The 26077-nt window shown below is 56.3% G+C and carries 27 protein-coding genes; 9 read left to right on the top strand and 18 right to left on the bottom strand.

All coding sequences use genetic code 11. The features are described 5' to 3' along the window. Nucleotides 1-3: 3 nt before the first annotated feature. Together B4056_RS09185 and B4056_RS09180 are read right to left on the bottom strand one after the other, a co-directional pair. Nucleotides 4-831: an alpha/beta fold hydrolase gene (locus tag B4056_RS09185; RefSeq protein WP_094111821.1), complete on the bottom strand. Its 828-nt coding sequence runs from the start codon at nucleotides 829-831 to the stop codon at nucleotides 4-6. Next, nucleotides 803-1405: an amino acid synthesis family protein gene (locus tag B4056_RS09180; RefSeq protein WP_040113559.1), complete on the bottom strand. Its 603-nt coding sequence runs from the start codon at nucleotides 1403-1405 to the stop codon at nucleotides 803-805. The genes B4056_RS09185 and B4056_RS09180 overlap by 29 nt, the downstream gene beginning before the upstream one ends. Nucleotides 1406-1938: 533 nt before the next feature. On the opposite strand from B4056_RS09180, the gene B4056_RS09175 reads away from it, so the two are divergent. Beyond that, a complete protein-coding gene (locus B4056_RS09175; protein ID WP_040113561.1) occupies nucleotides 1939-2616 on the top strand; it encodes a GntR family transcriptional regulator in 678 nt (225 codons plus the stop codon). Between the two features lie 2 nt (nucleotides 2617-2618). After that, nucleotides 2619-2906, top strand: a complete 288-nt coding sequence (locus tag B4056_RS09170) for a DUF1330 domain-containing protein (RefSeq protein WP_288654474.1) — start codon at nucleotides 2619-2621, stop codon at nucleotides 2904-2906. Nucleotides 2907-3084: 178 nt separating this feature from the next. Here the strand turns inward: B4056_RS09170 and B4056_RS09165 are convergent, their stop codons facing one another. Next, entirely contained in the window at nucleotides 3085-4281 is a 1197-nt protein-coding gene (locus tag B4056_RS09165) for an FAD-dependent oxidoreductase (protein WP_094111820.1), read from the bottom strand. A 217-nt stretch (nucleotides 4282-4498) separates the two neighbouring features. Here B4056_RS09165 and B4056_RS09160 point away from each other — a divergent pair, with 217 nt between their 5' ends. Then, the gene (locus B4056_RS09160) at nucleotides 4499-6826 is read left to right on the top strand and encodes an FdhF/YdeP family oxidoreductase (protein ID WP_094111819.1); all 2328 of its coding nucleotides are present in this window, start codon (nucleotides 4499-4501) and stop codon (nucleotides 6824-6826) included. A gap of 44 nt (nucleotides 6827-6870) precedes the next feature. Here B4056_RS09160 and B4056_RS09155 read toward each other — a convergent pair whose 3' ends face one another. After that, nucleotides 6871-7707 carry a substrate-binding domain-containing protein gene (locus B4056_RS09155; protein WP_094111818.1) on the bottom strand — a complete coding sequence of 279 codons (837 nt, stop codon included), beginning with the start codon at nucleotides 7705-7707 and terminating at the stop codon, nucleotides 6871-6873. 206 nt (nucleotides 7708-7913) lie between these two features. Here B4056_RS09155 and B4056_RS09150 point away from each other — a divergent pair, with 206 nt between their 5' ends. From B4056_RS09150 to B4056_RS09140, 3 genes are all read left to right on the top strand, one after another. After that, entirely contained in the window at nucleotides 7914-8603 is a 690-nt protein-coding gene (locus tag B4056_RS09150) for a hypothetical protein (RefSeq protein WP_288654471.1), read from the top strand. Nucleotides 8604-8714: 111 nt separating this feature from the next. Beyond that, nucleotides 8715-9242: an outer membrane lipoprotein Blc gene (blc, locus tag B4056_RS09145; protein ID WP_040113572.1), complete on the top strand. Its 528-nt coding sequence runs from the start codon at nucleotides 8715-8717 to the stop codon at nucleotides 9240-9242. A 90-nt stretch (nucleotides 9243-9332) separates the two neighbouring features. Continuing rightward, on the top strand, nucleotides 9333-9611 hold the full coding sequence (locus B4056_RS09140) for a VF530 family DNA-binding protein (RefSeq protein ID WP_094111816.1): 279 nt from the start codon (nucleotides 9333-9335) through the stop codon (nucleotides 9609-9611). 42 nt (nucleotides 9612-9653) lie between these two features. On the opposite strand, the gene B4056_RS09135 is transcribed toward B4056_RS09140, so the two are convergent. The 5 genes from B4056_RS09135 to B4056_RS09115 form a co-directional block, all read right to left on the bottom strand. After that, nucleotides 9654-9866, bottom strand: a complete 213-nt coding sequence (locus tag B4056_RS09135) for a hypothetical protein (protein ID WP_113655350.1) — start codon at nucleotides 9864-9866, stop codon at nucleotides 9654-9656. Between the two features lie 424 nt (nucleotides 9867-10290). Further along, a complete protein-coding gene (locus B4056_RS09130; protein ID WP_040113576.1) occupies nucleotides 10291-10506 on the bottom strand; it encodes a YdgH/BhsA/McbA-like domain containing protein in 216 nt (71 codons plus the stop codon). Between the two features lie 374 nt (nucleotides 10507-10880). Further along, complete coding sequence (locus B4056_RS09125) at nucleotides 10881-11432, bottom strand: C40 family peptidase (RefSeq protein ID WP_040113578.1); 552 nt, start codon at nucleotides 11430-11432, stop codon at nucleotides 10881-10883. A 316-nt stretch (nucleotides 11433-11748) separates the two neighbouring features. Then, nucleotides 11749-11904, bottom strand: coding sequence for a hypothetical protein (locus tag B4056_RS09120; RefSeq protein WP_158086450.1), 156 nt, complete (start codon nucleotides 11902-11904; stop codon nucleotides 11749-11751). A 240-nt stretch (nucleotides 11905-12144) separates the two neighbouring features. After that, the gene (locus tag B4056_RS09115; protein WP_071668378.1) at nucleotides 12145-13212 is read right to left on the bottom strand and encodes an SDR family oxidoreductase; all 1068 of its coding nucleotides are present in this window, start codon (nucleotides 13210-13212) and stop codon (nucleotides 12145-12147) included. A gap of 101 nt (nucleotides 13213-13313) precedes the next feature. Between B4056_RS09115 and B4056_RS09110 the strand changes: the two genes are divergently transcribed. Beyond that, complete coding sequence (locus B4056_RS09110; protein WP_113655319.1) at nucleotides 13314-14216, top strand: LysR family transcriptional regulator; 903 nt, start codon at nucleotides 13314-13316, stop codon at nucleotides 14214-14216. 4 nt (nucleotides 14217-14220) lie between these two features. Here the strand turns inward: B4056_RS09110 and B4056_RS09105 are convergent, their stop codons facing one another. Next, nucleotides 14221-15339 carry a lactonase family protein gene (locus B4056_RS09105; RefSeq protein ID WP_288654468.1) on the bottom strand — a complete coding sequence of 373 codons (1119 nt, stop codon included), beginning with the start codon at nucleotides 15337-15339 and terminating at the stop codon, nucleotides 14221-14223. Between the two features lie 263 nt (nucleotides 15340-15602). On the opposite strand from B4056_RS09105, the gene B4056_RS09100 reads away from it, so the two are divergent. Further along, nucleotides 15603-16241, top strand: coding sequence for a LysE family translocator (locus B4056_RS09100; protein WP_040113586.1), 639 nt, complete (start codon nucleotides 15603-15605; stop codon nucleotides 16239-16241). Between the two features lie 40 nt (nucleotides 16242-16281). Here the strand turns inward: B4056_RS09100 and B4056_RS09095 are convergent, their stop codons facing one another. The 5 genes from B4056_RS09095 to B4056_RS09075 form a co-directional block, all read right to left on the bottom strand. Beyond that, a complete protein-coding gene (locus tag B4056_RS09095; RefSeq protein WP_094111815.1) occupies nucleotides 16282-17049 on the bottom strand; it encodes an N-acetylmuramoyl-L-alanine amidase in 768 nt (255 codons plus the stop codon). Between the two features lie 271 nt (nucleotides 17050-17320). Next, on the bottom strand, nucleotides 17321-18121 hold the full coding sequence (locus B4056_RS09090; RefSeq protein WP_094111814.1) for an inositol monophosphatase family protein: 801 nt from the start codon (nucleotides 18119-18121) through the stop codon (nucleotides 17321-17323). 14 nt (nucleotides 18122-18135) lie between these two features. Beyond that, nucleotides 18136-19197 (bottom strand): ABC transporter ATP-binding protein, encoded by a 1062-nt coding sequence (locus tag B4056_RS09085; RefSeq protein WP_104085803.1) that lies wholly within the window; start codon nucleotides 19195-19197, stop codon nucleotides 18136-18138. Next, a complete protein-coding gene (locus tag B4056_RS09080; RefSeq protein ID WP_113655316.1) occupies nucleotides 19194-21416 on the bottom strand; it encodes an ABC transporter permease in 2223 nt (740 codons plus the stop codon). Before B4056_RS09080 ends, B4056_RS09085 begins: the two co-directional genes overlap by 4 nt. A gap of 74 nt (nucleotides 21417-21490) precedes the next feature. After that, nucleotides 21491-22519 carry an ABC transporter substrate-binding protein gene (locus B4056_RS09075; RefSeq protein WP_040113596.1) on the bottom strand — a complete coding sequence of 343 codons (1029 nt, stop codon included), beginning with the start codon at nucleotides 22517-22519 and terminating at the stop codon, nucleotides 21491-21493. A gap of 210 nt (nucleotides 22520-22729) precedes the next feature. On the opposite strand from B4056_RS09075, the gene B4056_RS09070 reads away from it, so the two are divergent. Next, a complete protein-coding gene (locus B4056_RS09070) occupies nucleotides 22730-23764 on the top strand; it encodes a LacI family DNA-binding transcriptional regulator (protein WP_094110754.1) in 1035 nt (344 codons plus the stop codon). A gap of 20 nt (nucleotides 23765-23784) precedes the next feature. Here the strand turns inward: B4056_RS09070 and B4056_RS09065 are convergent, their stop codons facing one another. From B4056_RS09065 to B4056_RS09055, 3 genes are read right to left on the bottom strand one after another with little or no spacing between them, the layout of a single operon-like run. After that, nucleotides 23785-24192 carry a DUF2000 domain-containing protein gene (locus B4056_RS09065; RefSeq protein WP_040113600.1) on the bottom strand — a complete coding sequence of 136 codons (408 nt, stop codon included), beginning with the start codon at nucleotides 24190-24192 and terminating at the stop codon, nucleotides 23785-23787. A gap of 33 nt (nucleotides 24193-24225) precedes the next feature. After that, entirely contained in the window at nucleotides 24226-25083 is an 858-nt protein-coding gene (locus tag B4056_RS09060) for an AraC family transcriptional regulator (RefSeq protein WP_094110755.1), read from the bottom strand. Nucleotides 25084-25139: 56 nt separating this feature from the next. Then, on the bottom strand, nucleotides 25140-26042 hold the full coding sequence (locus tag B4056_RS09055) for a LysR substrate-binding domain-containing protein (RefSeq protein WP_094110756.1): 903 nt from the start codon (nucleotides 26040-26042) through the stop codon (nucleotides 25140-25142). Nucleotides 26043-26077: the final 35 nt, after the last annotated feature.

Here is a 26077-nt window from a genome sequence, read left to right as displayed (position 1 = left end):
AAGTTACTCCTGAATAGGCTCTTGTGACGTGACGGGGGCTGCAACCGGCTCAAGGAAAGAGAGCATCTCTTGCGTGACCCGTTCAGCATCGGTCAGATTCAACATGTGTCTGGCGTTATCGATAACCACCGCCTCACCGTAAGGTGCTGCGCCGGCCATCTGGCGTGTCATTTCCGGACTGGAGTTGGCATCCAGTTCGCCCGTCATGACCAGCACCGGACAGCGCATCTCTGCCCAGCGATCGGCATACAGCGAGTCGCCTTCAGCAAACGCCTGATAGGCGCGCGCATAGCCTGCCGGGCTGACCTGCTGCAGCCACTCGCCGACTTTGTGACGCAGCGGCTGCTCCTCCGGGGTGGCGCTGAACCAGCGCTCCAGTGGCGCATCCAGCTGGACATCACCGCTTGCCAGCTCGTGAGCGCGCTGCAGGACCGCAGCGCGGGCCGCAGCTGAGCGCCTGAAGACGCCGCTCATGACGATGGCGCGGCTGACAGAGTGCGGATAATCAATTGCCAGTCCGGCGGTGATCAGGGCACCCATTGAGTGCCCGGCAACCGCAAAACGCTGCTCTGGCTGAGTGGCGAGAAAGGCTGCCAGCCAGGAAACGTAGTCGGTCAGCGTCGCGTGATGCCCGAAGCCTGTGCTGTCGCCATGCCCGGGCATATCCACTGCGATAACCCGAAAATGGCGGCTCAGTACCGCTATCTGGGGAAACCAGGCTTCCGCATTCATGCCCACGCCGTGAATCAGCACCAGCGGAGTGCCGGCTCCCGCTTCGAGATAGCTGACCTGCGCTGACGCCTCAGACAGCGGCTGGATTTTTCTGATCATGGCCAAGCTCTTTAAGATCAAGATAACGGTTACCGATGCGATGATGCGGGCGGCCGCCCAGCGCAGCGCCCAGCGCAATCACGATCTCGTCGCTGAACGGAGCATCATTGATGGTGAACTGCATGGTCAGATAATGTTCGCGCGAGCCCTCATCTTCTGTTCCCATCATCGGGACGAGGATCGGGGTGTTGGCCGGGCCGCGCGTATTGTTGAATGCCAGATAGGTTTTGCCCTGCACCGCAGAACGGTAGTGATTACCAAAATGCAGCGTATGAATCAGCGCTGAGGCGTGCTCCAGCTCGCCGTTCAGTCCGGTAACGGCACATTTGCCATAGGCGACCACGCGATCGCCGCCCCCCGCTTCTTTAACGATTAATCCGGTCAGCAATTCGCCTAATACCGGCGCCATCTCACGGATTTCTGGTGCCAGATCTTCAACAAAGCCTCTGCCAGCCCACGGATTTTTGACCACGGCTGCAGCCGCAATCATCACCAGCGGCGTGCCCGCCGCTTTGCCGCCATCGGTATACACGGTTTCAGTGGTGACGACGGTTTTACGAATATCCGGATGCATGTAAACCCCTTTCAAGTTAACGGTTTGTTAATTGCTACTGGTGAAAGGGGTATAGCATCGCCACTTTTGGGATGTCAAAACATGGTATACCATCATACAGTCATACCTTAATTGCCTGCTTTGTATGCGCCAGGATGCGCCAGACGCGGTCCTGGGCCATTTTTAGCGGGCTGCCAGTGCAGGTTTTAGCGGGTAGAAAATCAGCTATCGGAGTGTGACTGGCATCATAAAAGTGATGCAGGCCAGCGCAGCGGAAAAAAATCATTTGATTGATAAATATGCATTATTTTTAAAGCCCGCGCGGGAAAAGGGAATACTTCAGCGATAAGTGATAAAAATGTGAGCAATGACAAATTCCGGGTATGGCGGCGTCAGACGAAATCACAGCGCCGCTGAGGGCTTTATGACCTCAGACTCTGTTGCAGCCACGTCCGCGACGTTGCGTTAACTGCCGGAACAGTGCTAATAGTAAAAAAGAGCGCGCGCAGGGGGCTTCGCGCAACGGTTCTTAACGCGGGACAATAGGGAAGATCATGATTGCGATTCACTCCTTAAGGATTGAAAACACGCCGGTGACACTGCGGGAACTGGCGCTGGTCAAAGTAAGACAGGCAATCATCTCAGGCTATTTTAAAGCGGGCGATCGTCTGGTTGAACGCTCATTGTGTGATGAGCTGGGCGTCAGTCGTACCGTGGTGCGGGAAGTGATCCGTTATCTTGAAGCGGAAGGACTGATCGAAAACCTGCCTAAAAAAGGGCCTATTGTGGCGCGGCTGACCTGGGAGATTGCGCAGCAGATCTACAGCATACGTCAGCTGCTTGAATCTGCAGCTGCAGAAGATTGCGCCCGCAAAGCCACAACGGAAGATAAGCAGAAGCTGCACACCCGGCTGATGCGAATTGCCAGAGCATCTGAACATCATGACGATATTGAACGGGTTGAAGCGTCTCAGGCGTTTTATGAAACGCTGTTTTCGATTGCGGAGCATCATATCGCCTGGGAAATCGTGCAGCGGCTCAACAGCCGTATCAGCCGGCTGCGCGCCATGACGCTGCGCAGCCCTGAACGCCAGGTTGCCGGATTTGAACGTATGTCGCGTATCTGTGCGGCGGTTGAAGCCAGCGATCCGCAGCAGGCCAGAGAAGCGGTGATACAGCATCTGACGGAAGCTGCGCAGCTGGCAAAAACGATTCTGACAACGGAGGAGTAACCATGACCGCTTACTGGATAGCACACGTGACGGTGCATGATGCTGAGCGCTATCAGCGTTACCGGGATCTTGCACCGGCGGCCTTTAATAAATATCAGGCAACATTTCTCGCGCGGAGCGAGCAGGCGCTGACGCTGGAAGGCGAGAGCTGTGGCCGGCATGTGTTAATCGCGTTTCCCGATTATCAGACGGCCGTGGCGTGTTACCACTCACCCGAATATCAGCAGGCGCGTGCTGCGCGTGCTGATATTGCTGACGCAACGATTGTCATTACCGAAGGATTAGCCTGAACCGGCCCGGCTGCATAAATTACTTATCTGTTCAGCAAAATTAACTCATCGAACAAAATTCGTACGTTCGCTGAAACGTTGCTATTATAGTGACGCTAAACAGCAATGCGTTGCTGACGAGAAAGTTTACCGGTTATCGTTCGCCTGCCCGCCTCGCGGGCTTTTTTTTGTCTGAAATTCAGACTTTGTCGGTCAGACGCGGGCGTTCCGGGCGAAATCCCAGTCCGATAAGACGCCCAAACAGGTGACGCAGGAACGGGTAGCGGCTGATGAACTGCGGCACTTTTGACGGCGCGCTGCGCGTGCGTTTTTTACTGCTCATCTTTATCTGCAGAAACTGCGTGGCAACCGTCGGAAACTGACGCCGCCGCTGGACTTTCTGTAGCGTTTTTAGGCTCACCCTGCCCCTGAGCAGTGAAGGCGTGAGCAGATTAGCGGTGGCCACCGCATCCTGGATAGCCAGATTCACCCCTACGCCACCGATGGGCGACATCGCATGCGCCGCATCTCCGATGCAAAGTACCCCTGCCCGGCACCAGCTGTCGAGCCGATCGATCCGGATCGACAGCAGGCGGAACATTTCCCAGTGCGTCAGCACATGAAGCCGCGCTTCGCTAAAGGGGGCCACCTCAGCAAGCCGCGTAATAAATGCAGCGACATCGCCCGTTTTGAGCCGCTCAAACTCACCTTTTTCGATGGTATAGCCGCACTGCCAGTAATCACCGCGATCGATCACAATAAAATTCTGCTTCGGTCCTTTATGACCCATGCCGAGCGCCGGATCGTCGGGAAGCTTAGGGAGTGAAAACCACAGCACGTCACGCGGTGCGCCAAAACTCTGGCTGGTCAATCCGGCTTTAGCACGTACCTGTGAGTGACGACCATCAGCCCCGATCACAAGCGGTGCGTGAATAGTCTCTCCCTGTAACGTCGTCAGGCCGGTAACCCGGTCGCCCTCTCTGATAAAGTCAGCAAAGCCGGTCTCCTGCAGCAGCGTAAAATTGTCATACGCGCGGGCTTTGCGCGCCAGAAAATCAAGAAAATCCCACTGCGGCATAAAGGCGATAAAACGGCAGCGCACCGGCAGGCGGGAAAAGTCCGCCATGGTGATCTCTTCCCCACCCACTTCCGCCTGCAGCTTTTCAGCCCGCTGATGCGGCAGCGTTAACAGCTCATCCAGCAGACCAAGCTGGTGCATCACTTCCAGCGTTGAAGGATGAATAGTGTCACCGCGAAAATCACGCAAAAAGTCAGCATGTTTTTCAATCACAATCACATTTACGCCGGCACGCGCCAGCAGGTATCCCAGCATTAATCCGGCCGGACCGCCGCCTGCAATACAGCAGTCAGTATGGAGAGTTTTACCGTTGTGCATTCTGTCAGTTCCGCATCAATTTACTGATAATAATTATCATTTATATAGCATGTTATAGCGGTAAGGCGAGAATCCGATGCGCTTATATGCCCGTTTAGCAATCGCAGCGCTGCAATATTCTGTAAACATTAAAATAACCTGTTTTAAATAGTTTCCTTGCGGACCCGGCAGCTTATTCCAGGCTTATTAGATAATTTTTTACGCGAGATAAGCAGCCATGAAAGAGCAGAATCGGGATGTCGGCATTAAACCTTATGGCGGCTCAGCCGGCGGCTGGGGTGCACTGAAAGCGGTAGCAGATGCCATTCGCCGTCAGATGGCGGTGAAACAGGATGTGATTGCGTTATTTAAGGTCAATCAGCCGGAGGGATTTGACTGTCCGGGCTGCGCCTGGCCCGATCCGCGTCACGCCTCGTCGTTTGAGTTTTGTGAGAATGGTGCCAAAGCCGTCTCCTGGGAAGCGACCAGCAAACGCACCACGCCCGACTTTTTCGCCGCACACACCGTCAGCGAACTCTGGCAGCGCAGCGCGTTTGAACTGGAAGGTGAAGGCCGGCTCACGCATCCGATGAAATATGATGCCGTCAGTGATACTTATCAGCCCATTGAGTGGGAGACTGCGCTGCAGGAGATTGGCGCGCTGCTGCGCGGTTATGACGATCCCGATAGCGTGGAATTTTATACTTCCGGACGCGCTTCCAATGAAGCGGCCTTTCTCTGGCAGCTGTTTGCCCGCGAATATGGCACCAACAATTTTCCCGACTGCTCCAATATGTGCCATGAGCCCACCAGCGTAGGCCTGCCTGAATCCATCGGCGTCGGCAAAGGCACGGTAGAGCTGGAGGATTTCGATCACGCCGATCTGGTGATCTGTATTGGTCACAACCCTGGCACCAACCATCCGCGTATGCTGGGGACGCTGCGGGAGGTCTCTAAGCGTGGTGCAAAAATTGTGGCCATTAACCCGCTGCGCGAGCGCGGGCTGGAGCGTTTTACCTCTCCGCAAAGCCCGATTGAAATGCTCTCGATGGGGTCCACGCAGCTGGCCTCAACCTACTATAAAGTGCGCGTTGGCGGCGATGCGGCCATGCTCAAAGGGGTGATGAAAACGCTGCTGGCTATGCATGATAACGCGCTTGAAGCCGGCGAGCCGCCGGTTCTGGATGAGACGTTTATCCGTGAACATACTGAAGGCTTCGCGGCGCTGAAAGCGGATCTGGATGACACCAGCTGGGATCATATTCTGAAAGTCTCCGGCATGGATATCGCCGAAATCCAGAATATTGCCCACCTCTACGCCGCCGCGGAAAACACCATTATCTGCTACGGAATGGGCATCACCCAGCATCAGTACGGCACGCAAAATGTGCAGCAGATTGCGAACCTGCTACTGCTGCGCGGCAATATTGGCCGGCGCGGCGCAGGCATCTGCCCGCTGCGCGGACACTCCAACGTACAGGGCGATCGCACCGTGGGCATTACAGAGATCCCCTCGCAGACGCTGCTGGACAGTCTGCAGAAGGTCTTTGGCTTCACGCCCCCGCAGCAGCACGGGCACGGCGCGGTGGCGGCGATTCAGGCGATTCGTGACGGACGCTCAAAGGCGCTGCTTTGCCTGGGCGGCAACCTTGCTGAAGCGATCTCCGATCCGCAAATCACCTTTGAAGCGATGCGCAAGCTCGATCTGGTGGTGCATATGGCGACGAAGCTCAACCGCTCTCATCTGTTGATGGCTAAACATAGTTACCTGCTGCCTGTGCTGGGCCGCACGGAGCGGGATCGCCAGGCGTCGGGCGACCAGAGCGTCACCGTGGAAGATTCGATGTCGATGGTGCACGCCTCGCGCGGCACGCTGGAGCCTGCCTCGCCGCATCTAAAATCGGAACCGGCGCTGGTAGCAGGACTGGCAAAAGCGACGCTGCCGGCTTCCCGCGTAAACTGGGATAAAATGGTCAGCGACTACAGTAACATCCGCGATGCGATTGAAGCCGTCTTCCCCGCTTTTGAGAACTTTAACCAGCGCGTAATGCAGCCTGGCGGTTTCCGCCTGTACAACGCGGCTTCTGAACGTGTCTGGCTGACGCCGTCGAAGCGCGCGCAGTTTAAAGTGATGCAGGGCATCAATGAGGATCCGCGCTCGCTACAGTGTCACGATTTGGTGCTGACCACGCTGCGCAGTCACGATCAATACAACACGACGCTTTACGGGCTGAACGATCGTTATCGCGGCATTACCGGCCGGCGCGACGTACTCTTTATTTCTGCCGATGAAGCGGAGAGCCGGCAGCTGCGCTCCGGCGATACGGTCAATATGACCGCGCTCGATCCGCAGGGCAACCGTACGCAGCGCCGTATGGAGAACCTGACCCTCGTGATTTATGACATGGCGCCCGGTTCGGTAGCCGCTTACTATCCGGAAGCGAATATCATGGTGCCGCTCGACAGCCACGATACGCAAAGCGGTATTCCCGCGTATAAAAGTATTCCGGTGGTGATTGAGCCTTCCGGTGCCGCGCAGGCTGACAGCAGCGGCGTGCTGCGTTAAGTGCAGGGCTCCGGATACGCATTCATGCTGTCCGGAGCCGCGCTTTAGTGGCGAATCGCGCAGCCACATTGCGACATTTTGCCCGGGATATATTTTCCCTGATGGGAATGCCGCACTTCCAGTGCACCCTGCTGCCAGACGCTGCTGTCAGCACGCTGCTCCAGTAACCGGTTCAGCGTTTCTTCGATCTGTAACTCGCTGCGCGGTGCCCAGCGGGTAAGATGCCAGGTGGATGTTGCCGCTTCGGGCACGCTGCCATAGCCCGTTACCGCCACGTGCGCACCCTGACCAAAATCACGCACGGCCTGTAGCGCGCCAAACGCCAGCTCATCGCTGCTGCACACCAGCGCGTTAATACGTTCAGCGGCACGGGTTTTCTTCAGGTAGGTCATCATACTTTGATACGCCGCTTCGCGCTGCTCACTGCCGGCCGTCAGTAAAAGCTGTATCTCTTTCTCCTGCGTCTGCAAAGCGGCATTCACGCCTGCCAGCTGCTGGCTTATAGCCGGCGTGTCGCCGGCGTGCATAAAGCCTGTCCGCTGATGCCCCTGCGAAAGCAGCAGCAGGGCGAGCGCTTCGCCGGCGCTGTAGCGATCGCTGGCCAGTGCATCAGCATGAAGCTGCGCGACCGCAGGCAGGATCTCTGCGGCCAGAGTCTGCTCATCGTCGCAGACAGATGAGAGATACAGCAGATGCGTAACCGGCAGCTCGGCGGCATTATGCAGCGCCTGCTGCAGCTCCTCGCGTGACTGCGCATGAATCAATAGGCTGACCATGCCGCGTTTGTTGAGCTGAGCGCTGAATGCGCTGAGCTGACGCGCGGTTGCCGCATTTTCAGGCGCGCGACAGATTAGCGCGACAAGTGAAGAGGAAGCTGACATCAAAGAGGCTCCTGCCAGTCCAGGCTGGCCTGATGAATAAAACGGTGAGTATTCCACGTTACCCGAATAATGCGCTATCGCCAACAACCGGCGGTACGCTCTGATTAAGACCGGTGCACCGGACGGCTTTCAGCCGCGCCTTAACGATCACTTTGAGCCGGCAACTGTTACACTGTTGCCACTTATCTTCTGTTTGCGGAACCCTTATGCACGTGATTATCGATCCGGCCGATCGGCCTTTTATCCACCGACTGCTGGGCAGTGAACCTGACACCATCGACGCCAGCTCTGCTGAAGCGCAGCGCCTGCAGCAGGCTCTGGTTATCGCTCGTCAGCAGAAAAACCACGAAGCCGATCTCAACTGGAAACGTAACGCGCTCTATCTGGTGCTGTTTCTGTTTTTATATGGCGTACTCGGCGCGTCGTTAACCCTGGATCTCACCGGTCTGGCACAGGATTCGCTGCATAAAAGTATCGCTTATGCTCTGGCGGCAGTACCGGTGCTGATCGCTTTCTCAGGCCTGTTTATCTCACTGCTGTTTCTGTTTGTGACACGCGGCAGCGCGCGTCGTCTGCGCAGCTGGGACCAGGGCATCTGGGTACTTGAGAAATACACAGGGTGCAACCTCAGTATGCAGATCAACGAAATGGGCGCGCGCGCAACCAATTATTCACAATCCGCTATCAGCGTGGCGCTGGCGCTGTTTATCTGCGTCACCTGGGTGGTGATGTATAACTTCTTTACCTTTACCACCAGCGGCGTTATTGGCAGCGTTATCTCTCTGTTTATCACCACCATGACTTACGTCATGCTCGATATTCAGCTGCTGAAGTCCGGTAAGTCGATTGCCATTGATGAACCTCAGTTTCCGGCGGACGACGAGAAAGCACCATAAGCCTGGCAGGCAAAGGCGCGGGCGGAACGCATCTGCCCGCGCCCGCCACGCCTCGTCAATCCTTAACTATACTCAGCATGGGATTTTTACGATGTTGTGTAAGGAGAGACAATGAAGATTTGGCCTCTGGTTGCTGTCACCGCGCTTTCACTGACGCTGGTGGCCTGCAAATCGCCTACCCCGCCCAAAGGTGTTAAGCCGGTTACCGGTTTTGATGCACAGCGCTATCTGGGCAAGTGGTATGAAATTGCGCGTCTCGATCATCGCTTTGAGCGTGGTAAAGATCACGTGACCGCCACGTATAAAAAGCGCAGCGATGGCGGACTGGTTGTTATCAATCGCGGTTACGATCCGGAGAAGAAATCCTGGAGTGAAAGCGAGGGTAAAGCCTATTTCACCGGACGCTCTGACGTTGCGGCGCTGAAGGTTTCGTTCTTCGGGCCTTTTTACGGCGGCTACAACGTTATCGCGCTGGATGAAGATTATCAGTATGCGCTGGTCAGCGGCCCGAATCGCAGCTACTTGTGGATACTGTCGCGCCAGCCGCAGATCCCGGAGCAGGTCAAACGGGACTACGTTAATCTCGCCAGAGAGCTGGGCTTCGCCACCGATAAACTCATCTGGGTCGATCAATCCTGACAAACACGTTTCACCGCGGGGTGGTTTGCGGTTACCGTAGGTTTACGGTAACCTTGGCGCCCCTTTTTGCCCTGTGAGACGCAACCTGATATGCATTCAAATGACCCTCTGCACGGCGTAACGCTGGAAATGATAGTGACTGCGCTGGCAGAACATTACGGCTGGGCAGAACTGGCAAAAAAGATCAATATTAACTGCTTTAAAAGCGATCCCAGTATAAAGTCGAGCCTTAAATTTTTGCGACGTACACCCTGGGCGCGTACAGAAGTTGAAGCGCTCTATCGGGAGATGTTAACTGAACAGCCTGAGAAAGATCTTGCTGACGCCGGATTTAATCCGTGGACGCAGGGAAATAAAGAGGAGCACTGAGCGTTCTCAGGCAGGGCTAAATAGCGCCCTGCCCAATAAGTATTACTGCGTATTTTTATTCGCTTCTTTCTCTTTTTTTTTCGCCATGTGATGACCTACTGCACATCCTGCTGCCGCACCGGCTACACCGTGATGCTTAAGATGCCCTGCCACACCGCCTACCGCAGCCCCTTTCAGACAGCCTTTAGCCTGAACCTGAGCAGTCGCTGATAACAGCACGCCGGCAGTTAATAAAGCAAACGCTATTTTACGCATATTCTTATCCCCGAAAATAAATGCAGATTGCATTCATGCTGAATATAGTAATGAAATTCCGGAATATCGAATGAATTACCTGAGTTGCGCCGCAATAATGTGTAACCAGAAATAAGTTACTAAAGGTTAAAATTCGCGTTGAAGCGTGTCATTGCTATGCGTTCTGCAGTCAGGGAATAAAATAGAATAAAAATGAGGCGAATAGATAGATCGGCCTGGCACAGTTAAACGTGCGCCTTACCTGACAAAGAGAGTGGATTATGCTTGCGGGTTTATCCACATTCCGCGTGAAAAGAGCAGGCGCAAACCTGTGGATAACCTTCTGCAGGCCGCATGGCAGATACGCCGCCATTGATTGGTTATTTTTTAACCATAAGAACAGCAAAGCCGCCCGAAGGCGGCCTTAACGCTTATTCACGCCAGATTATTTATAGAGCTCAGCGGTCATATGCACACGGTTGTTTGTATTGGCTTCAGTAATTTTGTACTGCGCGCCCTGCTCCTGCGCCTGAGCGGCAATTTTCGCTTCTGCACCATCCAGCGTACCGGAGGTCACAGAGATGCTCTGTGCAAAGCTTGCGCCGGATACCAGGGTCAGAGCGGTTACAGCAGCAATTGAGAGAGCTTTCATGGTTTTCATAATCTTTTCCTTAATATCTGTTTTAAAGGCCGCACGCCTTTGATGAGAAATATAGTAACACTGTAAATTATATACATTTTGATAATTAATGCTGTTACTGTGATCTTGCTAACTAAATTCACAAGCAAGTCAAGCAGTTTATTTCACTTAAAAAAACAGGTGGAGAATCACTCCGGAAACGCTATCAGCGCTGCCTCTGTTGCGATGAAGAGAGAATAAAGGTGTTGAGGAGAGTTTAAAAGCTAAGCATTTTGCCGTTTATGTTCATATTTTTTGAATAAAAACAGGCGTAAAAAAACCGCCATCAGGCGGTTTTTCTCAGCAGGCGGAGAGGGGTACGGCTGTTATTCCTGGATCAGAGAAGCAGGTAGCGCTCAGACTTTGTTTTTATAGTTGAAGCTGATTTGCGAACCCTGTTCGCGGGGCAGTCGCCGCGCCTGGAGATAGACAGACTTCCAGTAAGGATTGTTGAGGGATGAACGCATCACACCCTGACTCACCGACGCATGCAGGAACTGGCGGTCAGTATCATAGAAGCCCACATGCAGCTCATGCCTGATGCGGAAAAAGACCAGATCGCCCGGCTGCAGATGGGCCTGATCGACCGGCTTGCCCATGGCGATGAGTTCACGTGTCGTCACGCGCTCCATCGGAATATTAAAGCGATCTTTCAGCGTGCGCCAGACAAAGCCTGAACAGTCCACGCCGGAGAGCTGCGTGCCGCCCCACTGATATTTTGTGCCCTGCCAGGAGTGCATCTGATCGTGCAGTGCAGCAATAACCGGGATTAAATCGGGCTGTTTATCACCAGAGAGATTCATTTCAGCGCTGTCAGGCGGAGGCGCTTCATGATGCTTTTTCGCGCATCCAGCCAGCGTAAAGAGCAGCAGACTGGTAAAAAGAGTACGGCTTGCGGTGATAGTCATGGGTTGTCGTTTCGCCCGGCTTATTGGTGAAAGATTTATACCGTAAAAAAGCAGCACAGTTAAACCCGCAGCGGGAAAATCCTCACTCTCTCCCTGTTATTTACCTTAATTTACATAAAGGTAACATCATGTTTATACGTATAAAAACAGGATAAACAGTAATTTTGACAGGTGCCGTGGGTCGCGCGTGCTGAACGAGCTAATTTTAGCGGGTGTTTGAGAAAAGAGGAGGAGGGAAAAGAAAAATTTCAGCCGTCTTGTGAAGTGATAAAGAGGATGTCCCGGTTAACTCTGACAGCCAGCCGGGACTCAATCGCTACTCTTCTGCAGCGGCGACGGCCAGCGACTCAATTTGCTGCCAGAAATTCTCAGGCAGAGACTGAACCAGCGGAACCGGATCGCTGACAGCATGTTCGATGACGGCCAAAAGTTGCTGTGTGTCACTGTTGTTGTTTTTCAGAATTGTTGTCATAACGCAATAACCTGGTGAAATGTATCAGCGGGTTATTGTAAGGATCTGGTACTAAAAATAAATAAACGAACCGCACCAATCTGCCGCTGGCTTAAGGCATTTGTGCGTTTTGCACGTAACTTCACAGGCTGAAAACAGACCAGGCACGTCAGTTTTACAAAATAAAAACAGTGCGGTAAAAGATAGCGTTTATGCGCAACGTCTGCCGCTCGCCAGAGGCGGCGGCAGAACCTGAGTGCATCAGCGCGGGATGATATTTTCCGCTTTGAGGCGATCGAACAGCTGGATAAAAGAGTCAACGGACGAACGATAGCCGGTAAAACCTGCTTTGCGGCTTTTGCTCATATCTGTAAACACTTCCATCGGGCGACCGAGATCGGCATCGGTATGCCACCATGACGCCAGCTTACTGATATCCGCCTCACGTAACTGATAGCGTGCAGCGATCTCCTGCCAGATTTCAGCCGCCTCCTGCATTCTCTCTTCCAGCGGCAGCGTCTGAGCCGGCAAGTCTGCAGCTTCGATACCAAAATAGGCTGCCAGCTGCGGCCACATCCAGTTCCAGCGGAAAACGTCGCCGTTTACTGCGTTAAAGTCCTGATTCGCTGCGCCTTCTGCTGTAGCCGCCCAGACCAGCTGCTCAGCCAGCAAACCAGCATCCGTCACATCGACCAAACCATTCCACTGCTCAGGCGAGCCGGGGAAGATAAACGGCCAGCCTTTCTCACGGCACAGGGTGGCATAGACGGCCAGCGTCTGGCCCATATTCATCGCATTACCCAGTGCAAAGCCGACGATGGTGTGCGGACGGTGCACGCTCCAGCGATAATCATATTTTTCGGCCCCGGCAAACAGCTCATCCTCCTGAGCATAATAGAAGTTATCTACCGGCTGGCGGCCCTGCTCTTCGCGGAACGGCGTAACCGGTACGGCTCCTTTACCATAGGCTTCAAAAGGCCCCAGATAGTGCTTAAGGCCGGTTACCAGCGCCACGTGAGCACCCTGCAGCCGTTCGCCCAGCGCCTCAATGACGTTACGCACCATGCCGCCATTAACGCGAATGTTCTCTTTCTCATTTTCCTGACGTGCCCAGACGCTGAAAAACAGCGCATCGGGTTTTTCCTGCGCCAGCGCATCGCGTACCGCGTCGCTGTCGGTAAGGTCAGCAGTCAGGCTACGGCAGCCATCCGGTACTGCACCACGTCCGCGCGATAAGCCGGTAACGTCCCAGCCCTCTTTCTGCAGCTGTTCTGCCAGCGCACGTCCGATAACGCCACTGATCCCTACAATGAGTGCCTGTTTTTTCATCATTATCCTCCCGTCGGTTTATTAATATTTAGCCTAATAGAGAAATCAGTTCTTATCTCCGGTAAAAATTCACTTCATTTCTGAATTGAGTTCATGAATAGATGCACGATCATCGCCTGAAAGATATTGTTCCTTTTGTTGCCAGCGTGGAATGCGGCAGCTTTGCTGCGGCGGCGCAGCGGCTGCATCTGACCGGTTCAGCGATCAGTAAAAGCGTTACCCGGCTGGAAACGCGTCTCGGCTCACGCCTGCTGGAGCGCACCACGCGCAGTCTGAAGCTGACCGATGCCGGCAGCGCCTACTATCAGACCTGCCTGCGCGTCATGGAGGAGCTGGCCGAAGCGGAATCGGTACTGGCCGCGCAGCGCACGATCCCGTCAGGGCGCCTGCGACTGGCCCTGCCCAGCACCTACGGCCGGCTGGCGGTGATGCCGCTGCTGATCGCTTTTTGCCAGCAGCACGCGGAAGTGGAGCTAAGCCTGACGTTTTCCGATCGCTTTATCGATCTGTTTGAGGAGGGAATCGATCTGGCCGTGCGCATCGGCGGCTCGCCGGATCTGCCCGCGTCGCTGGGCTGCCGTCATCTCGGGCGTGAACGTATGGTATTTTGTGCAGCGCCGGACTACCTGGCGCGTCACGGCTATCCCGCAACGGAAAATGAGCTGCTGCTGCATCCGGCGGTAATGTATGAACGGGTTGATGGCACCACCAAGCCCTGGCTGCTGACTACCGCAGAGGGGCACGCCTACTGGCGTAATGTCCCGCATCGTATGGCGCTGGGCGATGTGGATGCACAGGTGCAGGCAGTCTGTGCCGGATTAGGCGTGGCGCAGATGCCCTCCTGGCTCATCGCCGGGCCGCTGCAGCGTGGCGAGCTCGAAATTATTCTCCCACAGCAGCAGCCAGACGGCTTTGCGCTGTCGCTGATCTGGCCGCGCCGCAAGCAGCTGTTACCGAAAGTTGATGCGCTGCTGACGGCGCTTGAACAGTTGCCTATCCGTTAGCCGCTCAGGGACGTTCTGTGGTCACAAATTTGATATCAGTTGGCGTGGCAATTTCTGCCGCCTTTCCTTTCGCCTCCAGCTCGCCGCTCTCTTCATTAAAAGAAAACAGCGAAATGGCGTTAGTGAAGACATTGGTCACGTACAGATAGCGGCCGGTGGCGTCAAAAGATAACGCCCGCGGCTCAATGCCGCCTGCCGGGTAGCGTACGGGCGCCTCCGGTTTGCCGTCACGCCCAATCCGGAATACCAGCAGATGGTTATGCGAACCGCGGTTGGACACAATCAGAAATTTGCCCTGCGGGCTGAGCATGATTGCGCCGCCGCTTCTCTGATCCGCCGTAGCGTTATCGGGCGCTATGTCCGTACTCGCAATGCGTTCCGGTTTTTCTCCCGTAAACCGCCAGGTTTCGACCACCGCCGCCATTTCTGCAATGACCCAGGCGTAGTGACAATCGGCTGAAAATACCATATGACGCGGCCCGGCACCGGGTGAAAAGGTCATGTCGCGTGCCGGATCCGGCTGCAGCGGCGTGGCTGAATGCGCGTCGTAGCGATAAGCATAAAGCTTGTCACCCCCCAGGTCAGCGGCATAAAGCGTCTTTCCATCCGGCGTAAACGTGACTGAATGAGCATGTCCGCTCTCCTGACGCTCGTCCACGACGCCGCTGCCTTCAGCAAACGGAAAGTGCTGCACCGGCGCACCCAGCGATCCATCCTGGTTCACCGGCAGTACGGCAATGCCTGCACCGCCTTTATTACCGGAATAGTTGGCGACCAGCAGATAGCGGCCATCGGGGCTGAGCGTGGCGTGTGTTGGCTCATCGCCGTGGCTGGTTATCGTGTTGATCACTTTTACGGTGCCATCAGCCGCAACCGACAGTGCGGTTACGCTGCCCGCCTTCTCTTCGTTGGTGGTATAGAGAAAACGCCCGTCGGCAGATTTCACCAGCCATGACGGACTCTTCATCTTCACCACATCCAGCGGAGTAAGCGTGCCGTCACGGTTCAGCTTCAGCCGGTAGAGCCCCTCGCTTGGCTGCGCCGGTTTTTCAGCCGCCGGAGCATCAGGCACGCTGGTCCAGGTGCCCACCAGGGCGATTTGATCTTCGCTATTTTGTGCCATTACATTTCCCCCAAAAGTAAAAAGAGCCAGTGACAGTGCTACGGAAAGCGGCGTCAATGCGCCAGACGCAGCGGGTTTGAAAGGTATAGACATCGTTATGTTTATCCTGCAGACCAGAGGTGTGATACAGCGTAGTCAGGAAACGGGCAATCTGGCAACGATTCTGCAAGCCGTCTATAGGAGTTAGTCAACAATCTGATTCTGCGATTAACACTGCCTGCCAGAGATGATTTAATAGCTTTTTTACTGCCCGGGACGGATCTATGTTGCCGTTTTCAAATGGATTTTTGCTTAGCCTCTCCTTATGTCTCGATATTGGTCTTGCCAATATCGCCATGCTGACCCTGGCGATGCAGCGTGGTTTTCTGCAGGGTTTCTGGCTGGGTGTCGGCACCTGCATTGGCGATTTGATCTATGCCCTGCTGGCGCTGGCGGGTATGGCTATGGTGCTGCAATTTGCGCCTGTGCGCTGGGCATTATGGATTGGCGGTGGCCTGCTACTGATCGGGTTTGCCGGGCGTATGCTTTACGCCGCGCTCATAAAGTCTGTTGCCATGCCGGCAGCTGAAACCGCGCCCCGACAGCCGCTGTCACGGGAATTCCGGCGCGGAGTGGTGCTGGCAATGTCATCGCCTACCGCCATTCTCTGGTTTGCCAGCGTGGGCGGCGCGCTGATTGCGCGTATGGGTAACCAGGGAGCAGGCGCCACGGCAGAATTCCTGAGCGGCTTCTTTATTGCAGGTTTGCTCTGGAGCGGCGTGATTTGCCTGACCGGCGCGCTGGGCGGCAAAATGCTGGGTGGGAAGCTGCTGAGGCTCTCTTATCTCGCCTCAGCGCTGATTTTCAGCTATTTCGCGGTGTATGTGATCTACTCCGGGTATCAGGAGTTTGTCATATCCTGAAGCGTGCTCTGCCGCTATCTGTGCGGCAGAGCAGCGCCTGTTAGCCAGCAAAATATTTATCTACCAGCGCATAGAGGATTGCGGCCGTTTCTGTATCCATTACGCCCGCATAATCCTGCTGACGAAAATGCAGCTGAAACGCCCTGACCAGCACACGATAGCCGTGAGCGGATGCAGCCTCCTGCGTGTTATAGCCATATGTTTTAAATTTGCTGATAATTTCATTTTTATCCGGCAATCCGGCAGCAAAACGCTCCATATACATCTGTTTCGTACTTTCATCATACCAGGCACCCACGCCCGCTTCATATAATCGCTGCCACGGAAAGCTTGCGCCCGGATCGCTTTTGCGACCCGGAGCAATATCGCTGTGCCCTACTACCTGCGTAGGTGTAATATCGGGATAACGCTGCAGAATATTATATGCCAGAGAAATTATCGCCTCGATTTGACTGTCGGGATAAGGAGGAAAAATAAATCCTTCACTGCTACTTTTAGCCTCATTAACAATTTCTATGCCGATGGATGAGTCATTAATATTTGTTCGTCCGGCCCATGTGCTGACGCCGGCATGCCATGCGCGCTCGTGCTCATCCACCAGGTTAAATATACGTTCATCGGTAAATCCGGCGTCGATATACGTTTTGTCTGTAAAATCCGGGACCAGATAGTGGGCGCTGACGGAAGCGCCCGTTAGCGCATTCACTGAACCGTTAAAATTTAATGCAGTGTAATGCATAATAAGAAAGCGTACGCGGCGGTTAAAGCCTTTTACAGAACGATAGCTGTTATAATCAATTTTAATCATGATATTCTCCTTTTCGTGTAAGAGAAATCATTTTTATAGCACCTATATTAAACAAAAATAAAACGAAGTTTTGCGATGACAAATTTATACAATTTTAATTACGGATTTTTTTAAGCGCTATTTCACGCCTTTACGCTATATTTTCTTGTTATATTTTTTTTAATAAAAAATAGCCTGATGAATCGGATATTTACTGATGCAGTATGCTGGCATACCAGCGTTCCGGTTACGTTAAAAAACGGATGCAATAATTTGCATCCGCTAACGGTAGTTACACGCCGGCAATCTGCCTGAGCTCGGTTTCAGCGCCTGGCGCCACTGCCAGCACCTGAGCGCCTTTCAGCAGGCGATCGCCTTCGGTATTAAACGGGTGATACCAGCCTCCCGCCTCTTTCACCAGACAATATCCCGCCAGACAATCCCAGGCGTGCATATAGGGTTCAAAATAGCCTACCACCCGTCCTGCAGCGACCCAGGCCAGCATCAGAGCGCCTGAGCCAATACGGATAAAGTTGCCGCCCGCCGCCAGCAGCGACGCGAGCAGCCTGCCCACCTCTTCCGGGCTGACGTGGCTGTTTGCACCAAAACCTGTAACGTGATTCTGCAAAGTGCGTGCGGGATCAACCTGCAGTCTTGTGCCATTCAGCGTGGCGCCAGCGCCGAGGGAGGCGGCATAACACTCTTCATAAACCGGCGCATAAATAATGCCAACCACCGGTATCCCCTCGTGCAGTACGGCCACCGACACGCACCAGTTAGGCATACCGTTCAGAAACGGGCTGGTGCCATCGATAGGGTCAACCACCCAGGTATAACCTGACGAACCAGGCTGCAGGCCATACTCCTCTCCCAGAAAACCATCCTGCGGAAACCGGAGGCGGATCTGCTCTGCTATCAGCTGCTCAACTTCACGATCGGCGCGTGAGACCACATCCTGCAGATCGTATTTTGTTTCCACCACCAGCGAATCGCGCTGCCGGAACCAGGCCAGAGCCTTTTCACCCCCCGCCCGCGCAACCTGCTCAGCCAGCTCCCGTCGCGCTTGTAGCGCACTGCTTACTGTCTCACTCATGACGCTTCCTCTTGTCAGCCGGCAATCAGAGCCAGCCCCTGTGGTTTGAAATCGACGCCGACCCGTGCCGCCAGCGGCAGCTGCTGCTCCATCTGTGCATCGACGATAAACAAGGCGCCCAGCTCAGTGGTCACTTCATATTCGATATGGTCGCCCAACCAGGTGCAGTGCGTGATCTCCCCCGTCAGCGCCCCGGCGCGGTGAGTGCTGAGCGTAATAAACTGCGGGCGCACGGAGAGACGGGCGGTGCCGGCGAGGACACCGTTGTCCGGCACGCGATAGCGCTGATTTCCCAGCCGAATCAGCGCCTCACTCTCTGCGACCTCTTCAACTTCACACGGCAGAATATTCGCCTCTCCCATAAAATCGGCAATAAACTCGGAGGCCGGACTGCGATAGAGCGTTTCCGGCGCGCCCTGCTGAGCGATATCTCCCTCTTTCATGACAATAATTTTGTCGGATACCGCCAGCGCCTCCTCCTGATCGTGCGTGACATACACTGCCGTAAAGCCAAGCCGCTGCTGCAAATCACGGATATCGGTCCGCACCCGGCGACGCAGCCGTTCATCCAGGTTAGAAAGCGGCTCATCCAGCAATAGCACCTGCGGCTCCAGCACCAGCGCGCGCGCCACCGCAATGCGCTGCTGCTGGCCACCTGACAATTCTGAAGGCAGACGCTGTCCCTGACTCTCCAGTCCTACCAGTTTCAGGCCTTCACGCGCGCGATCCTGCGCCTCACGCTTCGTCATCCCGGACGACTGCAGCCCGTACATGATATTTTCCAGCGCGCTCATATGGGGGAACAGCGCGTAGCTTTGAAAAACCATCGCCACATCGCGTTCGTTAGCGGGCAGATGGGTGACGTCTTTCCCGCCAATCAGTATCCGTCCGGAGGTAGGATGTTCCAGCCCGGCGAGCAGGCGCAGCGTCGTGGTTTTACCGCAGCCGGAAGGACCCAGCAGCGTTACCAGCGTACCCGGCTCCACGGTGAGCGAGAGATCCGGCAGCGCGTTAAACCCGGCAAAACGCTTAGTGACGTGTTCAAATACAACGGAACCTGCTTTGATGGCACTCATACAGCACTCTCCTGGGTTAAGGATGGAGCAACGGGCGGAGCGGCGACATCTACCGGGCGCGCCACGCGGCGCAGCCGGCGCTCACCCACCAGCCACTGGAACAGGCCAATAATCAGCAGCATGACAAAGATCAGTACGGTGGAGTACGCGATAGCCACACCATATTCTCCGTTCTCCACCAGGCCAACGATGTAGGACGTCGCCATGTTGTACTGCGCGCTGACAAGGAAAATCACGGCGCTGATAGAGGTAATCGCGCGCACAAAGGCGTAGACCAGCGCGGCGCTGATGGCCGGTTTCAGCAGGGGCAGTACCACTTTGCGCAGCGTGCGGAAACTGCTGGCACCCAGCGTCAGCGACGCTTCATCCAGACTTTTATCGAGCTGGCTCATGGCGGCAATGCCGCCGCGCACGCCCACCGGCATATTACGGAAGACAAAACAGGCGATCAGGATCATCGCCGTCCCGGTGATCTCCAGCGGCGGCAGGTTATAAGCCATAACATAGCTCACGCCGATAACCGTACCGGGAATGGCAAAGCTCAGCATCAGCAGAAACTCAAACGTCTGCCGCCCGGCAAACTTCTGGCGCACAATCAGCCAGGCGGTCAGCAGCCCGACAATTGCGGTGAGCGGCGCGGCGATCAGCGCTATCTCCAGCGTGGTCCAGAAGGAGTTCCATGCCACCCCGCTCCACAGCAGGTGTCCGTCGCTGATGCTCACGCGGAAAGCGCGCACGTAGTGCTCAATCGTCAGCGCACTGTTCAGGCCCCACGACTGCACAAAACCTCCGACCAGAATCATGCCGTAGACCACCAGTGTAAAGAGGCCCCACGGGATCACCAGCCCATAGACGCCGCCGCGCAGCAGCCGCGGCAGCTGGCTGTGCTGGCCACCATCCCCTTTGCCGGTTACGGTGGCAAAGTTTTTGCCCCCCAGCCACAGGCGCTGCAGCACAAAGGCCGCCAGCGTGAAGCAGAGCAGGATCATCGCCAGCACCGCCGCGCGGCTCGGATCGTTCTGGGCGCCTACCACCGAGAAGAAAATTTCTGTCGAGAGCACGCCGTGGCTGCCACCCAGCACCATCGGGTTGCCGAAATCGGCCATGCTTTCGATGAAGCTGATCAGAAAGGCGTTTGCCAGACCCGGCGCCATCAGCGGCAGCGAAACGCGGCTGAAGGTGCGCCAGCGATCGGCACGCAGCGTCTGCGATGCCTCTTCCAGCGAGGGGCTGACGCCCTCGGCTACGCCAATCAGCACCAGAAAAGCGATGGGTGTAAAAGAGAGCACCTGCGCGATCCAGATCCCGGTCAGGCCATAGAGCCAGCGACCGGGCTCTATGCCAAACAGCGCGGCCAGATGTTCTGTCACCACTCCCGAACGGCCAAACAGCAGGATCAGCGCCAGTCCGATAACAAACGGTGGCGTGATAATGGGCAGAATGGTCAGCATGCGCAGCGCTTTTTTACAGGGCAGCGGCGTGCGCGTGGCGGCGAGCGCGAAAGCGAGCCCCAGCAGCGTGGAGCCGGTCGCCGTCATCAGCGCCAGCCAGAGCGTGCGCCAGGCTGTCCCGCAGCTGCCGCCCGCCAGACAGGAGAGGCTCCAGATTGAGGGATCCTGCAGGTTAGCTAACAGGCCATCGGGCTGAAAGCTGCCGTCAACATCCTGTACGGAGACCACAAACATACTCAGCACCGGATAGAGCACAAATACGCTGACCAGCGCGGTGATCAGCACCAGCGCCGCCACAACAAACGCATCCCCTCTCAGCACGCCGCGCTCGGCCAGCGCAAAGGCGAAAAGCAGCAGAAAGGTGGTCAGCAGTAAAATTGCGCCAGCTCCCATTGCAGGCTGCCCCTGTTCCAGCGTGCCAAACTGATTCTCCAGCCACAGCCAGCTCCAGCCGCTGTAGCCAATGGCATGGCCCTCAATCACCAGAAACAGAATCCCCAGCGCGCTGAATAACAGCAGCAGCGCGCTGCGCTGTCTGCCCGGCATCAGGCCACTGACACCGCATAACAGCCAGAGGGTCAGCGCGCCCCACAGCCACGGATGTGCCGCGAGCTGCCACAGCGCCGGCGCGCTGGCCTCATCACGCCAGAGCGACAGGATCCAGCCGGTATCAAAAAAACCCGCTTCCAGGCTGTACCAGGGCAGCAGCGCCAGCGCTACGGCCCCCGATAGCAGAGCGCCTGTCAAACGGCGATTATGTGCATTCATATAACACCTCGAACGGGAGGGAGCGGGCTGGCGCGATCTGCACCAGCCCGGAATATCTGTCTGCATAGATGGGCTTACTGCGCGCCAGAGCCGATCTCTTTATCCCAGCGGCCGAGCAGCGCTTTACGTTTGGCCGTATCGCCATAGGTTTTGAAGTCGTAATCGATCAGTTTGATGTTCTCAAAACGCGGCGCATATTCTGAGATTTCCGCAGTGCGGTTAGAGGGCAGCTGGAATGACTTCGCCTCTTTCATATGCGACTGCGCTTCTGCGCTGAGCGCCCAGTCATACCAGACTTTGGCATTGGCCAGATTGCGTGCGCCTTTCACAATTGACATCGAGCCGATTTCGTAGCCGGTGCCTTCACACGGCGCAACGGTTTTTATCGGGAATCCATCAACCTGCATGGCGACGGCATCGTGCATAAACACAATACCGACCGTCGCTTCACCGCGCGCTGCGGCTTTCACCGGTGCCGAACCCGATTTGGTATATTGTGAGATATTGGCATTGAGTTTTTTCAGATAATCAAAAGCCTTGTCCTCACCCATAATCTGCACCAGCGTGGCCAGCGTGTTGTATGCCGTGCCGGATGAATTCGGATTAGCGATCTGAATTTCGCCTTTAAAGGCCGGGTCAAGCAGGTCCGCCCAGCAGGTGGGTTCTTTCAGTTTTTTCTCTGCCAGCAGTTTCGTGTTGTATCCCCAGCCCAGCGCCCCCGCATAGATCCCCACGGTGCGATAACCGGCATTTTCCGCCTGTTTCTGTGCCCATGGCTGCTGCTGATCGAGCAGCGGTGATTTGTAGACCTGCGTCAGTCCTTCCGCCGCCGCCTGCATATGCGGATCGCCGGTGCCGGCCCACCAGATATCGGTACGCGGATTACGCGCTTCACTGCGCAGACGAGCGTAGGCTTCACCGGCTGACAGCCGCACCATGCTCACTTTGATGTCAGGATGGCTCTGGCTGAAAATACGCGTCATCTGTTCGCACACCACGACATCCGCTGAACAGATCATATTAAGATTGCCTGCAGCTGAGGCGGTTATCGGCAGGCCAGCCGCTGAGAGGGTGAGAGCAACGGCAAGGGATAGGGTTCGCATAGTAGTCTCCTGTCGGGCAGAGGGTGCGCATTAATTGTTATTTGCACGTGTGTGCAAATTAGTAACGGACAGAAAATAGGCTGTCAAACGCTGTACTCTGCAATTGACTGCCTGCGTCACAAAAATGCAACATTTAAGCCGAAGGATAATTTGCACAGCTTTGCAATTTGCGGCAGACTCAGTTAAGCGACGGGAGTTGAGGATGTAACCATGCATAACGATAAAGCGGGCGTCAGCGCGCAGGATGTGGCAGCGCGGGCCGGAGTCTCCCGGTCAGCCGTTTCACGTGCTTTTACGCCGGGTGCCAGCGTCTCTGCCGCTACGCGGGCCAGAGTAATGAAAGCCGCAGAAGAGCTGGGGTATCACGTAAATCATCTGGCACGCGGCCTGGTGCGTAACCGCAGCGGCATTGTCTGTCTGATTGTCTCAGAGATCGCCACGCCCTACCGCGCGACGCTGGTGCGCTGGCTGACACAATTTTTGCAGGAGGCGGGCAAAGTGGCGATGGTGATCAATACCGATCGCTCTGACAGCAGCGTGTCGGCCGCGCTGCTGCAGGCGATCAATTTCCGCGCCGACGCCTCGATTATCCTGTCAGGCATGCCGGACCGTGCCATCACCGCCCAGTGCTACCGGCACGGACAGCGCATCATTCTGATTAACCGCGATGAAACGCTGCCAGGCTCGCTCAGCATTCATCTGGACGCGCAAAGCGCTGCTGAAACCGCCGTTATGGCCTTTCAGCGCGCGGGCTGCCGCCATCTTGCCTTTGCTAACTCGCTGGCCGGCACGCCCAGTCTGCAGAAGCGTGAAGCGGCGTTTCTGGCCGTTGCGGATGCCGCTGGCCTGCACGTTACCGTTGAGAGGTTTGGGACAACCTCATATGAGAGCGGACAAATTCTGGCACACCGTCTGCTGACGCGCGCGCAGCGGCCTGATGCGATATTTTGCGTGACAGACCTTATCGCCTGCGGCGTGATGGATGAAGCGCGTCACCGCTTCCGGCTACGGGTGCCAGACGATCTCTGCCTGTTCGGCTATGACAACATTGCGCAGGCGGGCTGGGCGTCCTATAACCTGACAACCTTTGCACAGCCAGTAGAGCAGTTTGCACGTGACGCCGTGGCCTGGCTTAGCGCCACGGAATCGGGCGAGCATGGTGCCTCCGGTACGGATGGAGAGCCGCCCGCGTCGCGTCTTTATCAGGCAGAGGTGATCTGGCGCGGCTCGGTGCGCGGCGGATGACGCCGCGTCAGCCGGGCTGACTACTCATGCAGCGCCAGCCCTTTGATCGCTTTGTCGACCGCTTTTTTCGGACCAAAAAGCGCCAGGCCAACCAGATTCATCTCCTGCGCGTTTTCTGCCAGAAACACCTCGCGGTTAGCCGCGTCGTTGCCGGTAGAAAACATCGCTTCTACATAGGGTATCAGCGTCAGTTCACGCTCCAGCCCCTGGCGATGCGCGCGCTGCAGGCCAGCGAGATTGCCGGAAAACACCCGCATCGGCTGTCCGGCGATCCGGCCATAGTGACGTCCCTGCGCATCGATGTAGGGTTCCCCCAGCATCTCCGGTGCCCCGGCGGCAAGGCCGGTAGCGATAAACGCCACCACGTTCAGACGCTGCCAGGTGGCTAAATCATCGCGTACGATCAGGGCAATTTTGGTGTCAGACATGGCATAACGCTCTCTTCAGAAAGGAAAACGCTATCATTCCTGATGCGGCGGTGCGCCGTATAGAACGTTTGTGCACGCCCGCTGATAGGCCGCCGGCGTCATATGCCAGGCGCGCCGGAACCAGCGGCCGAGATGACTCTGATCGGCAAACCCGGTGCGGGCAGCGACTTCAACCGGTGCCACGCCCTGCGCCAGCAGCGCGCGCGCCGCGCGCAGCCGCAGGCGCACCAGATAAGCGTGCGGCGACTGACCAAACGCCTGCCGGAACTGGCGCGTCAGGCGAAAACGATCCAGCCCGGCAAGACGCGAGAGTTCGTCGAGTCCGATATCCTGTGCCATAAAATCATGCAGATAGTCGCGCAGCAGCAGCATCTGACGCTGTGCCGCCGTCTCAGGCCGCTCCGGACGCCGTTCAAGATGCCGCGACAAAAGCGTTATCAACTGCTCCAGCGTCTGATCGCGCGCCAGACGCCCTTCGCGCTGGTGAATGGCATACCACGCCTCTTCAGTGGCGCGGGCAAGCTGCACGTCATCCGTCAGCGTATGCCGGAATGCGCCGCCGATCCGGGCGATATCTCCCTGTCCGCGCTGCTGCATCATGTCAGCCACCCACGGCTGCGGCAGGTAAAGCATGACATAGGTAAAACCCGCAGCCTCCGGCGCGTGGCCATCATGCACCGCGCCCGGTTCAATAAGAATGACGCGGCCGGGGGTGCTGGTATGCAGTGCGCGACGGCAGTTAAAGCGCTGCAGTCCCTGCCGGGTCACCCCGACCAGCAGCTCATCGTGATCGTGTGCGTCGTAAGCGTGACCGCTGAAGTGGGCGTTGATACTCTCAATGCCGGTCTCCTGGTCGCGTCGCAGCTCAACCCAATCTTTATTTTCTGACATAGTCTCGTCCCTTCCGGCAGCGGTGCAGATTATCTGGCTACAGCGTGCGGGTAAAATCAGGCGGCCGCAAGCGCAGTGAGCCACGCTATCAGCGCCCGGGCGTCGGGCTGCTGCAGCGTGCGCTGCGGCCAGGCGAGATAGTAGGGCTTACTGAGCGGCAGGCTGAAGCTATCTGCGATCGCCAGATCGCCCCGCGCCAGCTCAGCGGCAATAAGACGCCGCTGACCCAGCAGCAGCCCGGCCCCCGCAACCGCAGCATCTATCGCCAGCGACGTGAGGTTAAAGGTGAAAGCGGGCTGCTGCGCGGGTTCGCCGTGGCCGCGCGCCTGCAGCCAGCTTTGCCAGTCCGGCAGAAAACGCCCCTCATTGCCCCAGTCGAGATGGATCAGCGGCGCCTGGTTAAATAGCCGATCGCGCGGGAAGCGCTGCAGCAGCGCCGGGCTGGCTACCGGCAGCACCTCGTCATGAAACAGCCGCTGTTTCTCCAGCTGCGGATAGCGATCGTCACCGAATACGATAGCGAAATCAGCCGGCGTGGCGCTGAAGTCGACCTGTGCATGGGTGCCATGCAGGCAGAGGTCGCTCGCGGGACAGCACGCGCGCCAGTGGTTCAGCTGCGGCATCAGCCACTTTGACGCCAGCGCCGGCAGTGCGTACAGAGTCAGCGCAGGCCGGCTGGCCGCCTGGCGCAGACTGAGCTGTCCCATCCGCAGGATATCAAACGCTTCTGAAACATAGCGCAGATAGGCCCGGCCGCTCTCTGTCAGCATGACCCCGTTTTGCGTGCGCACAAACAGAGCGTGACCCAGCAGCGTCTCCAGCTGGCGGATCTGCTGGCTGATCGCCGCCGGCGTCAGCGCCAGGTGCGCGGCTGCTTTTGCAAGACTGCCCAGCTCTGCAGCAGCTTTGAACGCGAGAATAAGGCTGATCTTTGGCAGACGCGAAGCACTGACGGACATTAACGTTTCCTTAGCAGGGAAGTAATGATTTATCG

This window comes from Pantoea sp. UBA7232 (assembly GCF_002473195.1).
GTDB lineage: Bacteria > Pseudomonadota > Gammaproteobacteria > Enterobacterales > Enterobacteriaceae > Pantoea > Pantoea eucrina.
This window is presented reverse-complemented; position numbering and strand designations above follow the sequence as displayed.

Excerpts from the sequence above, each read along its gene's own strand:
- B4056_RS09185 (WP_094111821.1), bottom strand. The coding sequence starts at position 831 with ATGATCAGAAAAATCCAGCCGCTGTCTGAGGCGTCAGCGCAGGTCAGC.
- B4056_RS09180 (WP_040113559.1), bottom strand. The coding sequence starts at position 1,405 with ATGCATCCGGATATTCGTAAAACCGTCGTCACCACTGAAACCGTGTAT.
- B4056_RS09175 (WP_040113561.1), top strand. The coding sequence starts at position 1,939 with ATGATTGCGATTCACTCCTTAAGGATTGAAAACACGCCGGTGACACTG.
- B4056_RS09170 (WP_288654474.1), top strand. The coding sequence starts at position 2,619 with ATGACCGCTTACTGGATAGCACACGTGACGGTGCATGATGCTGAGCGC.
- B4056_RS09165 (WP_094111820.1), bottom strand. The coding sequence starts at position 4,281 with ATGCACAACGGTAAAACTCTCCATACTGACTGCTGTATTGCAGGCGGC.
- B4056_RS09160 (WP_094111819.1), top strand. The coding sequence starts at position 4,499 with ATGAAAGAGCAGAATCGGGATGTCGGCATTAAACCTTATGGCGGCTCA.
- B4056_RS09155 (WP_094111818.1), bottom strand. The coding sequence starts at position 7,707 with ATGTCAGCTTCCTCTTCACTTGTCGCGCTAATCTGTCGCGCGCCTGAA.
- B4056_RS09150 (WP_288654471.1), top strand. The coding sequence starts at position 7,914 with ATGCACGTGATTATCGATCCGGCCGATCGGCCTTTTATCCACCGACTG.
- blc (WP_040113572.1), top strand. The coding sequence starts at position 8,715 with ATGAAGATTTGGCCTCTGGTTGCTGTCACCGCGCTTTCACTGACGCTG.
- B4056_RS09140 (WP_094111816.1), top strand. The coding sequence starts at position 9,333 with ATGCATTCAAATGACCCTCTGCACGGCGTAACGCTGGAAATGATAGTG.
- B4056_RS09135 (WP_113655350.1), bottom strand. The coding sequence starts at position 9,866 with ATGCGTAAAATAGCGTTTGCTTTATTAACTGCCGGCGTGCTGTTATCA.
- B4056_RS09130 (WP_040113576.1), bottom strand. The coding sequence starts at position 10,506 with ATGAAAACCATGAAAGCTCTCTCAATTGCTGCTGTAACCGCTCTGACC.
- B4056_RS09125 (WP_040113578.1), bottom strand. The coding sequence starts at position 11,432 with ATGACTATCACCGCAAGCCGTACTCTTTTTACCAGTCTGCTGCTCTTT.
- B4056_RS09120 (WP_158086450.1), bottom strand. The coding sequence starts at position 11,904 with ATGACAACAATTCTGAAAAACAACAACAGTGACACACAGCAACTTTTG.
- B4056_RS09115 (WP_071668378.1), bottom strand. The coding sequence starts at position 13,212 with ATGAAAAAACAGGCACTCATTGTAGGGATCAGTGGCGTTATCGGACGT.
- B4056_RS09110 (WP_113655319.1), top strand. The coding sequence starts at position 13,314 with ATGCACGATCATCGCCTGAAAGATATTGTTCCTTTTGTTGCCAGCGTG.
- B4056_RS09105 (WP_288654468.1), bottom strand. The coding sequence starts at position 15,339 with ATGGCACAAAATAGCGAAGATCAAATCGCCCTGGTGGGCACCTGGACC.
- B4056_RS09100 (WP_040113586.1), top strand. The coding sequence starts at position 15,603 with ATGTTGCCGTTTTCAAATGGATTTTTGCTTAGCCTCTCCTTATGTCTC.
- B4056_RS09095 (WP_094111815.1), bottom strand. The coding sequence starts at position 17,049 with ATGATTAAAATTGATTATAACAGCTATCGTTCTGTAAAAGGCTTTAAC.
- B4056_RS09090 (WP_094111814.1), bottom strand. The coding sequence starts at position 18,121 with ATGAGTGAGACAGTAAGCAGTGCGCTACAAGCGCGACGGGAGCTGGCT.
- B4056_RS09085 (WP_104085803.1), bottom strand. The coding sequence starts at position 19,197 with ATGAGTGCCATCAAAGCAGGTTCCGTTGTATTTGAACACGTCACTAAG.
- B4056_RS09080 (WP_113655316.1), bottom strand. The coding sequence starts at position 21,416 with ATGAATGCACATAATCGCCGTTTGACAGGCGCTCTGCTATCGGGGGCC.
- B4056_RS09075 (WP_040113596.1), bottom strand. The coding sequence starts at position 22,519 with ATGCGAACCCTATCCCTTGCCGTTGCTCTCACCCTCTCAGCGGCTGGC.
- B4056_RS09070 (WP_094110754.1), top strand. The coding sequence starts at position 22,730 with ATGCATAACGATAAAGCGGGCGTCAGCGCGCAGGATGTGGCAGCGCGG.
- B4056_RS09065 (WP_040113600.1), bottom strand. The coding sequence starts at position 24,192 with ATGTCTGACACCAAAATTGCCCTGATCGTACGCGATGATTTAGCCACC.
- B4056_RS09060 (WP_094110755.1), bottom strand. The coding sequence starts at position 25,083 with ATGTCAGAAAATAAAGATTGGGTTGAGCTGCGACGCGACCAGGAGACC.
- B4056_RS09055 (WP_094110756.1), bottom strand. The coding sequence starts at position 26,042 with ATGTCCGTCAGTGCTTCGCGTCTGCCAAAGATCAGCCTTATTCTCGCG.